The following is a 10,888-nucleotide window of genomic DNA, read 5'->3' as shown; positions in this document are numbered from 1 at the left end:
ACCTGACCGAAGCCACTAACAGAGCCAAACCACCACCCTGCCAGCCCGGCGCATTCTACTCGAATTCGCCATCCGTGCAAGCCTTTATTTTCGCTAACTTCTTGATTTACAAGAGGTTTCGCCAAAGACCTGCGCCGGAGAAGGTGCGCATTATAGGCACTCAGATTCTCACGTCAACCGTTTTATTCGGCCTTCAGTGACACGCGCCCGAATGCCTTCTTCCCTGCCTGACAGATGTGAGCGGAGCCAACGCGAAAGACAAACGCCCGATCAACAACCGCCCCATCGACTCGCACCCCACCAGAAGCCAACAAATCCCGGGCCACGGCAGCATTCTTGACCAGGCCTGCCCGATTCAACACCGACGCGATCGGCATATCCTCCATCGAGCAAAGCTCAATCTCAGGAATATCCTCGGGCAACTCACCCTCTTTCATCCTGTTGCCAGCCGAGCGATGAGCCGTCGCAGCGGCATCCTCACCATGAAAGCGCGCGACAATCTCTTCCGCCAGCTTGATCTTGATGTCACGAGGATTGGCGCCACGCGACACATCGATGCGGAACTCTTCGACTTCTGCCATATCCCGAAAGCTTAACAGCTCGAAATACCGCCACATCAGCGCATCCGGGATCGATACCAGCTTGCTATACATCACGCCAGGCGCTTCCTGGATCCCCACGTAGTTACCCAACGATTTAGACATCTTCTTCACACCATCCAGACCCTCCAGAAGCGGCATGGTGACGATGCACTGCGACTCCTGCCCATAGGAGCGCTGCAACTCGCGCCCCATGAGCAAGTTGAACTTCTGGTCCGTCCCACCTAGCTCCACATCCGCCCTCAACGCTACGGAGTCGTAACCCTGCACCAACGGATAGAGAAACTCGTGGATCGCGATAGGCTGATTGGTCGAGTAACGCTTACTGAAGTCATCACGCTCCAGCATACGAGCCACGGTGTATTGCGACGCCAGACGAATGAAGTCAGACGGCGTCAAACGATCCATCCAAGTGGAATTGAAGGCCACCTCAGTCTTGGCCGGGTCAAGGATCTTGAACACTTGGCTTTTATAAGTCTCCGCGTTCTCTAGCACCTGATCGCGCGTCAGCGGTGGACGCGTTGCGCTCTTGCCGCTCGGATCGCCGATCATTCCGGTGAAATCCCCTATAAGGAAGACCACCTGGTGTCCGAGATCCTGAAACTGGCGCAGCTTATTTATAAGCACGGTGTGACCAAGATGGAGATCCGGCGCAGTTGGGTCGAAACCGGCCTTGATACGAAGCGGAAGACCGCGCTCCAGCTTGTTAACCAGCTCCGCCTCGACGAGCACTTCGTCAGCGCCCCGCTTGATCACCGACAACTGCTCTTGAACCGACTTCATTGGAGGCCCCACGCCAGAAGATAAGGCGGTAAACCTTACAAGAACGCCCGGAAAATTCAACGTTATCGAACGCGAATCAGGCCGCGACCAGGGGATTCAAGGGTTGCCTCGACACCACTTTGCTTATATTTTAGGCAGATATTTTCTCTGTACAAAATTTCGCCAGACATCCCAGACTTTCTAATGACCTATTCAAAATCGAAAGCACCTCTCTACCCGAAAAGCCACCTCTTGGCTGCAAGCGGTGTAGCTGCGCTTCTGAGCCTGGCACTCCTTGTATTTCCATCCCGCGAAGTCGAAGCCAAGAAGACCTTTCTTGATCTGCGCCTCGATACCGCTGCCGAACTTGCAGCCGTGAGCGAACAACCTCTTGTCAGCCTTTCGGTTGAGCGCCCCTTCGCTCCGACCGAAACACCTACTGCACCGGAACTTCAGTCATTGCAGCTGAAAGAAGCCGAAGCGGCTACAGAAGCCGAGCCCTCGTCAAAAGAAGTGGTCGTGGCGAATGGGGACACGCTGTCGACGGTGTTTGCAAAGGTTGGCCTGCCGCAAGCAACCGTTCACGACGTCCTGGCCAGCAGCAAAGAGGCAAAACAGTTTGCCCGCCTGAAGGTTGGTCAGCGCCTTGAGTTCGAGCTGGACGACCAGGGCAACCTAGCCCGGCTACGCAGCCAGCTGAACAAGCTGGAAAGCGTGGAGCTGGAGAGGTCAGGCACCAAGTATGTGTTCAAGAAGGAGCAGGTCAAGCCGGACGTCAGTACTGCTTACGCCTATGGTCGTATAGAGAGCAGCTTATTCCTCGCTGCGAAGCGCGCAGGCCTCAGTCACAATCTGACGATGGATTTGGCCAACGTATTCGGATACGACATCGACTTCGCCATGGACATACGTAAAGGCGATTCATTTGAGGTTATGTACGAGCAAAAGACTGTCGCTGGCGACCGAGTAGGAACAGGTAATATTCTCGCGGCCCGCTTCACCAATCGCGGCAAGAGCTATACAGCTGTTCGCTACACCAACAAGCAGGGAAACAGCAGTTATTACACCGCTGATGGCCAGAGCATGCGCAAGGCTTTCATTCGCACGCCAGTCGACTTCGCACGCATCAGTTCACGTTTTTCTAACGGCCGTAAGCACCCCATCCTGAACAAGATACGCGCGCACAAGGGCGTAGATTATGCTGCGGCACGCGGCACGCCAATCAAGAGCGCAGGAGACGGCAAGGTCCTTCTTGCCGGCCGCAAAGGTGGATACGGCAACACCGTTGTTATCCAACACGGCAATCGTTACAGAACCCTTTATGCTCATATGCAGGGATTCGCCAAAGGCGTCCGCAACGGTTCCTCTGTCAAACAAGGGCAGATCATTGGCTATATCGGTACCACTGGCCTATCCACCGGCCCGCACCTGCATTATGAATTTCAGGTCGACGGCGTGCATGTCGACCCCTTGGGGCTAAAACTGCCAATGGCCGACCCCATAGCTAAGAATGAAAAACAGCGCTTTCTGCAGCTCAGCACCCCGCTGATGGCCCGTATGGACGATGAGCGCGCAACCATGCTGGCAATGAAGAGCGAATAGATGCCGCTCTACATCGGAGTAATGTCAGGCACCAGTTTGGATGGTCTGGATTTCGCTCTGGTCGAGCAGAGTCAAGGGACGACCTTGCTTGAAACGCATTACGAACCGATGCCAGCGCAGCTCAAGCAGGATCTGCTCGATCTCTGCGCATCCGCACCTGATGAACTAGCCAGGGCCGCCCTTGCCGAACAGGCTTGGGCCGAACTCGCAAGTGCTGGGGTTCATAGGTTACTCGACAAGACGCAACTATCGTCTTCAACTATTCGCGCGATTGGCAGCCACGGACAGACCGTACGGCACGAGCCGCAACGCGGCTTTTCCATCCAGATAGGGCACCCTGCTCTCCTGGCAGAATTAACCAGCATCAGCGTGGTAACCGATTTTCGCCGACGTGACATTGCCGCCGGCGGCCAAGGCGCACCGCTGGTACCCGCCTTTCATGAGGCCATGTTCAGTGATGCGAAACGGATCAGGGCGGTGCTCAATATCGGCGGCTTCAGCAACGTTAGCTTGCTACGTTCAGGCACGTCGACACGCGGCTTCGATTGCGGCCCAGGCAATGTGCTCCTTGATGCCTGGATTCATCGCCATCAAGGGCAGCCCTATGACCGCGACGGCAACTGGGCAGCCAGCGGCCAGGTCAATCACCAGCTACTGACGCTACTGTTAAGTGACGACTTCTTCGCTACCCACGGCCCAAAGAGTACCGGGCGGGAGCTATTCAACCTGCCCTGGCTGGACAGCCACCTCGCATCTTTTCCCGACCTCGCCCCTGAAGATGTACAGGCTACGCTGCTCGAACTGACAGCCCGCAGCATCAGCGAAGCGCTCATTGAAGCTCAACCTGATACAGAAGATGTACTGATCTGCGGCGGCGGTGCGCACAACACTGCGCTAATGCAAAGGCTGCAAGCATTACTGCCCGCATGCGAGCTGGCAAGCACTGCAAACTACGGAATCGAACCTGACTGGCTAGAAGCTATGGCGTTCGCCTGGTTGGCACACTGCTGCATTGAGGGTATTGCCGCGAACCGGCCAAGCGTAACAGGTGCTCGCGGGTTGAGGACCCTTGGCGCGATCTATCCGGCATAGCGGTTGGCGTCGACTGCCGTACCGCCCTGACCCGGAAACAAAAACACCGTGCAAAGGCACGGTGTCTCTTGCTAGAACGAACCTTAAATCGAGAACGACTGACCGCAGCCGCACGTTGTCGTAGCGTTCGGGTTCTTGATGATGAAGCGTGAACCTTCCAAACCCTCCTGATAGTCCACTTCAGCACCGGCCAGGTACTGGTAGCTCATCGGGTCCACCACCAGACTCACACCCTCACGCTCGATGATGGTGTCGTCTTCGGCGAGCTCCTCATCAAAGGTGAACCCATATTGAAAACCAGAGCAGCCGCCGCCGGTGACGAACACCCGCAGCTTCAGCCGCGGGTTGCCCTCCTCATCGACCAGACTCTTCACCTTGCTCGCGGCACCCTGACTGAACTGGATCGCGGTGGGCGTGAAGGATTCGACACTCATTTGGTTCTCCTGGCGCGTGAACGCACATTACTGCTTGGACGGGGCATTATCGGCTTATCCTAGAAAATCGGTCAACTATTCGTCGCCGACGGGGAAATACACTGCCCTATCCCAACCGATATCCATGGCAGCTAGGTCAAGGCAGCAAAGCTGCGTTGCTTAAGCCGAGTCTTTCATCCAGACCGAAGACGATGTTCATGTTCTGTAGCGCCTGGCCCGATGCGCCTTTTACAAGGTTATCGATGACTGACAGCACGACCACCAGTTCCCCGCCTTGCGGCCGGTGTACTGCGATACGGCATACGTTGGCACCACGCACACTGCGGGTCTCCGGATGGCTGCCGGCAGGCATCACGTCGACGAAAGGTTCGCTCGCGTAACGAGTTTCATAAAGCGCCTGGAGATCCACCGAGGTGTCGAGGACCGTCGCGTACAGGGTGGCATGGATGCCGCGAATCATCGGCGTTAGATGAGGGACGAAGGTCAAGCTGACGTTACCGCCGGCTGCACGCCGCAACCCTTGGCTGATCTCTGGCAGATGACGATGACCTTTGACCGCGTAGGCCATCATGCTTTCGCCCGCTTCGGTAAACAACGATCCAATCTTCGCCGCGCGCCCGGCGCCGCTCACGCCCGACTTGCAATCGGCGATGAGCCGGGTTGTATCGGCCAGCCCCTGTTCCAGCAAGGGCAGATAACCCAGCTGGGTTGCGGTTGGATAACAACCAGGAACAGCAATCAACCGCGCCCCCTTGATCCGCTCACGGTTTACCTCGGGTAAACCGTAAACCGCTTCGGGTAGCAGGGCTGGGGCTCCATGTGGCTGGCCGTACCATTTGGCCCATTCATCCGCATCCTGCAGGCGGAAATCCGCGGACAGGTCGATGACGCGAGTGCCTGCCTCCAGCAACTCAGCTGCCAGCGCATGTGCGACACCATGGGGGGTAGCGAAGAAAACCACATCACAGGCGCCGAGTGTTGCGGTATCCGGGACACTGAAAGCCAGCTGGTCATAGTGACCTCGGAGGTTCGGATACATATCCGTCACCTTGACCCCGTTTTCGGAGCGGGAGGTGATCACGGCTACTTCCGCCTGGGGGTGCTGGGCCAACAGACGCAGCAACTCGACTCCGGTGTAGCCTGTGCCGCCAACGATTCCGACCTTGACCATGAGCTGCCTCTCGCAGTGGAACGATAAGAACGTCGATGATAAAGGGGCCTGCGCTCAGGGCCAACCACCGAGATGACGCGCGGGCCATCAAGCCACTACTATCGGACCGACTCTGAACCCAAGGAACTTCCGAATGCTCTATCTCTGGTTGAAAGCCCTGCACATCGTTGCAATCGTCTGCTGGTTCGCCGGGCTGTTCTATCTGCCGAGATTGTTCGTTTATCACGCCATGAGCGAGGACGCGATCAGCCGTGATCGCTTTCAGGTCATGGAACGCAAGCTCTATCGCGGCATCATGATCCCCTCAATGATCGCCACGCTCGCCTTTGGTATAGGCATGATTGCGCTTAACCCTGCGCTCTTCAGCGGGGGCTGGTTACACGCCAAGCTCGCATTGGTTGTGTTACTGATTGGCTATCACCATATGTGTGGCGCTCAGCTCAAGCGATTCGCCCGTAACGAAAATACGCGCAGCCATGTGTTCTACCGCTGGTTCAACGAGTTTCCGGTGCTGCTGCTCCTGGCTATCGTCATTCTTGTTGTGATCAAACCCTTTTGAAACTGACTCAAGGAAACTGCCATGACATTGCCAGCCATCCTCGAAGAGCGCCTTCGTCTACCTTTGGTCGCAGCCCCCATGTTCTTGGTATCGAACCCCGCGCTGGTAGCCGCATGCTGCACCAGCGGTGTGGTCGGCAGCTTTCCCGCACTGAATCAGCGAGAAAGCAGCGGATTCCGTGACTGGCTGCAGGAGATAGACCAGCATCTGAAAGTGGCTGACAAACCCGCCCCGTATGCAGTCAACCTGATTGTGCACCACAGCAACCCCCGACTTCAGGCAGATCTCGCGATATGCGTCGAGCAGCGGGTGCCTATTGTGATCACCAGCCTTGGCGCCGTTAAAGAGGTGGTGGACGCCGTGCACAGCTATGGTGGGCTGGTGTTTCACGATGTCACCACACGGCGACATGCGGAGAAAGCGGCTGAAGCCGGAGTTGACGGATTGATAGCGGTGGCTGCTGGGGCCGGCGGCCACGCGGGTACCTGGAGTCCATTTGCCTTGGTGGCCGAGATCCGCCAATTCTTCGACAAGACACTGCTGCTCTCCGGCTGCCTCAACCATGGTCACGAGATACTTGCCGCGCAGCTACTCGGTGCGGACCTTGCCTACATGGGAACGCGCTTCATTGCCACGCGGGAAAGCCACGCCTCGGATGAATACAAGCAAATGCTGCTGCAGGCGCATGCGGCCGACATCGTTCACACCGCAGCGGTATCAGGTGTGCCCGCCAGCTTCCTGCGTCAAAGCCTGCAACAAGCCGGCTACGATGAGGATCGACTGAAAAACAAAGGCGAAATGAACTACGGCGAAAAACTCAAGCCCGTCAGCGATGAGGCGAAGGCTTGGAAAACCGTCTGGTCGGCAGGCCAGGGCGTAGGGGAAATAAGAGACCTGCCGAGCAGCGAAGAATTGATTGCCCGGCTGGATCGAGAATACCGTGCCGCCCACGATCAGGCGTTGCAGCTGTCCCAGCGCTGGCTGCGCCAACCGTGACACACCTCGCAGTTGCTACAAGCCTCAAGCAACTCTGTAGGGCGAGACTTGTTGGCCGCCCTACCGCGCATTAGGCTTGCGCGAAAACCGGCAACAGGGACGCTGGATGAGCGCTGATCAATACCGAATCGTCTTCGAAGGTGAGCTCCTACCGGGCGTATCACTCGACACCGCCAAGAACAACCTGGCGCAACTGTTCAAATGCGACGCTGGCAAAGTCGAGCGTCTGTTCGGTCATGGCTCGGTCTCACTCAAGCGTGAACTGAGTGCACCGGAAGCTGACCGATACCTGCAAGCGCTTCAGCGTGCTGGGGTCCAGGCACGCAAGGAAGCCGAACCAACGAAAGGTGTTGCGCTGGCCATCGTTGACTACGCGACCGTAAATCCGAGCGAGACACCCGTTCGGGCCGAGCAGATGGCGTGCCCCAAATGCGGCCATACCCAGCCAACCGCCATCGAGTGCTGCAGTTGTGGCATCGTTATCAAGAAATATCTGGCACGCCAGGTACAGCTGGGCGAAACGTCGCTCCAGAGCCGGAGCATTGCCCATCCCTATGCACCACCGCGCGCCGAGGTCGGCGAGCCAACTGCGGAATACAGCGAACTAAAGGTCTTCACGACACAAGGCAGAATCGGCCGGCTGCGCTATCTAGCCTGGTCCATGGCGTTGATGGCTGTGGCGCTCGGCCTAATGTTGATTGCCAGCACGACGTTCGCTGCCTCAGCAGTCCTCGGCATGATTGTCACCGGCGTGCTCGGCATCGGTTTTCTACTCGTGAGCGTCCAGATCGGCGTGCAACGGTTGCATGATCTAGGCTGGTCCGGCTGGCTCATGCTGCTCTATCTGATTCCGGTCGTCGGCACGTTCTTTCCCCTGGTGGTACTGCTGATGCCAGGCAACACTGGGGTGAACCGCTTCGGGCCGCCGCAGCCGCCGAACAGCAGCGCCGTAAAGCTTCTAGCGGCGCTATGGCTGCTTGTACCTATCATTGGCATCCTGACCGCCATCATCCTGCCAACTTATCAGTAGCGCTCTCGGGTGATTCGGCGAGCCAGTCAGGCCAATACCGTTCGTCCCGAAGCCCAACCACGAAGCTCATCCAGCTTTTCGGCCATTACCACCGAAAGCGGTGCGGTCGCGCGGATACAATCCATGAGCATGTCTTGGTTTGGTTCAACGGACCGGGCCTGACCAGCGTAGACGGCTGAAACAACTACCTGTTCAATCTCGGCACCTGAGAAACCATCGCAAGCGACCGCAAGTGCTTCTAGATCGAACTGTTCGGCTTTCAGCTCACGCCGAGCCAGATGAATTCCGAAAATTTCCGCCCGCGTGGATGCATCGGGCAAGTCGACAAAGAACAATTCGTCAAAGCGCCCTTTACGTAACAGCTCTGGAGGAAGCCGATCCACTGCGTTGGCGGTCGCAACCATGAACACCGGCGCTTCACGCTCAGCCATCCAGATAAGCAAGGTACCCAGGACGCGCTGACTGACGCCGCCATCCATTTCTCCCGTAGCGAGCCCCTTTTCCAACTCGTCCATCCATAGGACGCAAGGCGCCATCTGTTCGGCCAGTTTTAGCGCCTCGCGCAGATTGCGCTCGGTTTCACCAAAGAACTTGTTGTACAAGCACGCAAAATCCAGGCGCAGCAGCGGCAAACCCCAGAACCCCGCGACCGCCTTGGCCGCCATACTTTTTCCGCCGCCCTGCACGCCAACGAGCATCACCCCGCGCGGCATGTCCGAGTGGCTGCCGGCAACAAAGGCAGCCTGACGCTGCCCCAGCCAGCGCTTGAAATTCTGAAGCCCGCCAACCTCGGCAAAATGCTCCGTCTCGTACTCGAAACCCAGCACGCCTTGCATGTCCAGTAGTTCGAACTTCTTACGGTTGAGCTCTGGAAGATCTTCCTGTGTGATCGCGCCATCATCGCAGATCAGGCTGTGCGCCAAGCTGCGCGCTTCTGCATGGCTGAGTCCACGCAGGTTCTTCACGACCTGCTGCAGGGTGCGATTGTCGGTCCGCACCCGGGCGCCTCGATTACGCTCGCTCCAGACAGTCGCCTCATGACGCACAATACTCAACAGCTCTTCTTCGGAGGGCAGGGTGAGACTGAAGCGAGCCGCATGACGCTGGACCTCAGGGGGCAACTTGAGGGCATGCGAAACCAGCACCAGCGTGGGTGCGGTGGCGCTTTCGCCCATTGCGATTTCCTTCAACAAGCGCACCAGACGCGGCTCGTCGAGAAACGGGTGCAAGTCGCAGAAGACGTACAGCCCTCCCAGCGGATCGTGTTTGACTCGCCTCAATGCGACCTCAGCCGAGCGGCTTTCGCCAGCGTCCAGCGCCTCGCCGCCGAACGCAAGATGCCGGAGACCTTCCGTTACAGACCACACATGAAGGGTCATCCCCCGGTTCACAGCTAATCCACTCAGCGTCTCGAGCACTCGACGCTCGTCCCATGACTCGATCAGCACCAAGCGCAACCTTGACTCGAGTACCAGTGCCAGGTCGTGAATATCATTCTTCATTCGGTATGCTCCATGCCAGCTAACCAGTCCGAAAATCGCCTGTTACACTGCTTTTTGTTTCAGTTCTGGAGAAACGCCGTGGATTGTCTATTTTGCAAGATCGTCGCCGGGACCCTCCCCGCGCAGAAGATCTATGAAGACGAACAGGTTATCGCCTTCAATGACATCGCGCCCCAGGCGCCTGCGCATTTCCTGGTAATTCCAAAGAAACACATCGCAACCCTGCATGACCTCAGTGAGGATGACGACAAGCTTCTCGCAGGCCATATCCTTTTTACCGCGCAGCGTCTGGCCGAAGAGCAGGGCTGTCAGGAAGGCTTTCGGGTTGTCATGAACTGCAACGACCTTGGAGGTCAGACGGTACATCACATCCATATGCATGTGCTCGGTCAGCGCCAGATGCATTGGCCACCTGGTTGAAACATCTGCTACCCCAACTGCAGTACCGACTGCTCACGCCTGCTCCGAACCACCTGGAGGCGACATGCCCAACCAACGCCAATACTCTCCTGCCGACCGCCTGCTGTTGCAGGCCGATGCCGCGTTAAGGACGCTGCTACCGTTCAGCGGCCAACCTCAGCGACCAACGCCCGCCGTGCTGAAGAACGAGGCCGAGCTGAGCGAAAGCGAAGCGCGACACGTGGCCGGACTGATGCGCATCAATCACACTGGTGAGGTCTGTGCGCAGGCGCTATACCAGGGACAGGCGCTGACCGCTCGACTGCCCATGGTCCGTGAGGCGATGGAGCGCGCCGCAGACGAAGAGATTGATCATCTGGCCTGGTGCGAACAGCGCATACACCAGTTGGGCAGCCACACCAGTGTTCTCAATCCGCTTTTCTACGGATTGTCGTTCGGCATCGGTGCGGCGGCGGGCTTGATCAGCGATCGCATCAGCCTGGGTTTCGTCGCCGCCACGGAAGATCAGGTCTGCAAGCATCTGGATGAGCATCTCGAGCAAATTCCACAAGAGGATGAGAAGTCCCGGGCTATTCTCGAACAGATGCGCACGGATGAAGCGCAACATTCAACCGCTGCCCTAGAGGCAGGCGGCTTGCGCTTTCCGGCGCCGGTGAAGTTCGGCATGAGCCTGATGGCCAAAGTGATGACCAAGACCACCTACCGGATATGACCGTTATAA

Annotated in this window: 11 protein-coding genes; 7 read left to right on the top strand and 4 right to left on the bottom strand. The window is 57.6% G+C overall.

The features are described 5' to 3' along the window. Positions 1-182: 182 nt before the first annotated feature. Entirely contained in the window at positions 183-1,382 is a 1,200-nt protein-coding gene (gene tyrS, locus CXK96_RS15895; protein WP_102837405.1) for a tyrosine--tRNA ligase, read from the bottom strand. A 183-nt stretch (positions 1,383-1,565) separates the two neighbouring features. On the opposite strand from tyrS, the gene CXK96_RS15890 reads away from it, so the two are divergent. Together CXK96_RS15890 and CXK96_RS15885 are read left to right on the top strand one after the other, a co-directional pair. Then, positions 1,566-2,963 carry a peptidoglycan DD-metalloendopeptidase family protein gene (locus CXK96_RS15890; protein WP_102837404.1) on the top strand — a complete coding sequence of 466 codons (1,398 nt, stop codon included), beginning with the start codon at positions 1,566-1,568 and terminating at the stop codon, positions 2,961-2,963. Continuing rightward, the gene (locus tag CXK96_RS15885) at positions 2,964-4,055 is read left to right on the top strand and encodes an anhydro-N-acetylmuramic acid kinase (RefSeq protein ID WP_102837403.1); all 1,092 of its coding nucleotides are present in this window, start codon (positions 2,964-2,966) and stop codon (positions 4,053-4,055) included. An 83-nt stretch (positions 4,056-4,138) separates the two neighbouring features. Here CXK96_RS15885 and erpA read toward each other — a convergent pair whose 3' ends face one another. Beyond that, positions 4,139-4,489 (bottom strand): iron-sulfur cluster insertion protein ErpA, encoded by a 351-nt coding sequence (gene erpA, locus CXK96_RS15880; RefSeq protein ID WP_045430630.1) that lies wholly within the window; start codon positions 4,487-4,489, stop codon positions 4,139-4,141. Between the two features lie 136 nt (positions 4,490-4,625). Then, positions 4,626-5,660, bottom strand: a complete 1,035-nt coding sequence (gene argC / locus CXK96_RS15875) for an N-acetyl-gamma-glutamyl-phosphate reductase (RefSeq protein ID WP_102837402.1) — start codon at positions 5,658-5,660, stop codon at positions 4,626-4,628. Between the two features lie 133 nt (positions 5,661-5,793). Between argC and hemJ the strand changes: the two genes are divergently transcribed. The 3 genes from hemJ to CXK96_RS15860 all read left to right on the top strand — a co-directional run bounded on the left by hemJ (position 5,794) and on the right by CXK96_RS15860 (position 8,245). Further along, positions 5,794-6,219, top strand: a complete 426-nt coding sequence (gene hemJ / locus CXK96_RS15870) for a protoporphyrinogen oxidase HemJ (RefSeq protein WP_102837401.1) — start codon at positions 5,794-5,796, stop codon at positions 6,217-6,219. Between the two features lie 21 nt (positions 6,220-6,240). Beyond that, a complete protein-coding gene (locus CXK96_RS15865) occupies positions 6,241-7,215 on the top strand; it encodes an NAD(P)H-dependent flavin oxidoreductase (protein ID WP_102837400.1) in 975 nt (324 codons plus the stop codon). Between the two features lie 106 nt (positions 7,216-7,321). Further along, positions 7,322-8,245 (top strand): DUF805 domain-containing protein, encoded by a 924-nt coding sequence (locus CXK96_RS15860; RefSeq protein WP_102837399.1) that lies wholly within the window; start codon positions 7,322-7,324, stop codon positions 8,243-8,245. Positions 8,246-8,271: 26 nt separating this feature from the next. Here CXK96_RS15860 and CXK96_RS15855 read toward each other — a convergent pair whose 3' ends face one another. Beyond that, on the bottom strand, positions 8,272-9,747 hold the full coding sequence (locus tag CXK96_RS15855) for an AAA family ATPase (protein ID WP_102837398.1): 1,476 nt from the start codon (positions 9,745-9,747) through the stop codon (positions 8,272-8,274). 78 nt (positions 9,748-9,825) lie between these two features. On the opposite strand from CXK96_RS15855, the gene CXK96_RS15850 reads away from it, so the two are divergent. Next, a complete protein-coding gene (locus CXK96_RS15850) occupies positions 9,826-10,167 on the top strand; it encodes a histidine triad nucleotide-binding protein (RefSeq protein WP_102837397.1) in 342 nt (113 codons plus the stop codon). Between the two features lie 64 nt (positions 10,168-10,231). Then, a complete protein-coding gene (gene coq7 / locus CXK96_RS15845) occupies positions 10,232-10,879 on the top strand; it encodes a 2-polyprenyl-3-methyl-6-methoxy-1,4-benzoquinone monooxygenase (protein ID WP_102837396.1) in 648 nt (215 codons plus the stop codon). The last annotated feature ends 9 nt before the right edge of the window (positions 10,880-10,888 follow it).

It is taken from the genome of Stutzerimonas stutzeri (assembly GCF_002890895.1).
Lineage (GTDB): Bacteria > Pseudomonadota > Gammaproteobacteria > Pseudomonadales > Pseudomonadaceae > Stutzerimonas > Stutzerimonas stutzeri_AB.
This window is presented reverse-complemented; position numbering and strand designations above follow the sequence as displayed.

Coding starts and splice junctions, on each gene's coding strand:
- tyrS (WP_102837405.1), bottom strand. CDS start 1,382: ATGAAGTCGGTTCAAGAGCAGTTGTCGGTGATCAAGCGGGGCGCTGAC.
- CXK96_RS15890 (WP_102837404.1), top strand. CDS start 1,566: ATGACCTATTCAAAATCGAAAGCACCTCTCTACCCGAAAAGCCACCTC.
- CXK96_RS15885 (WP_102837403.1), top strand. CDS start 2,964: ATGCCGCTCTACATCGGAGTAATGTCAGGCACCAGTTTGGATGGTCTG.
- erpA (WP_045430630.1), bottom strand. CDS start 4,489: ATGAGTGTCGAATCCTTCACGCCCACCGCGATCCAGTTCAGTCAGGGT.
- argC (WP_102837402.1), bottom strand. CDS start 5,660: ATGGTCAAGGTCGGAATCGTTGGCGGCACAGGCTACACCGGAGTCGAG.
- hemJ (WP_102837401.1), top strand. CDS start 5,794: ATGCTCTATCTCTGGTTGAAAGCCCTGCACATCGTTGCAATCGTCTGC.
- CXK96_RS15865 (WP_102837400.1), top strand. CDS start 6,241: ATGACATTGCCAGCCATCCTCGAAGAGCGCCTTCGTCTACCTTTGGTC.
- CXK96_RS15860 (WP_102837399.1), top strand. CDS start 7,322: ATGAGCGCTGATCAATACCGAATCGTCTTCGAAGGTGAGCTCCTACCG.
- CXK96_RS15855 (WP_102837398.1), bottom strand. CDS start 9,747: ATGAAGAATGATATTCACGACCTGGCACTGGTACTCGAGTCAAGGTTG.
- coq7 (WP_102837396.1), top strand. CDS start 10,232: ATGCCCAACCAACGCCAATACTCTCCTGCCGACCGCCTGCTGTTGCAG.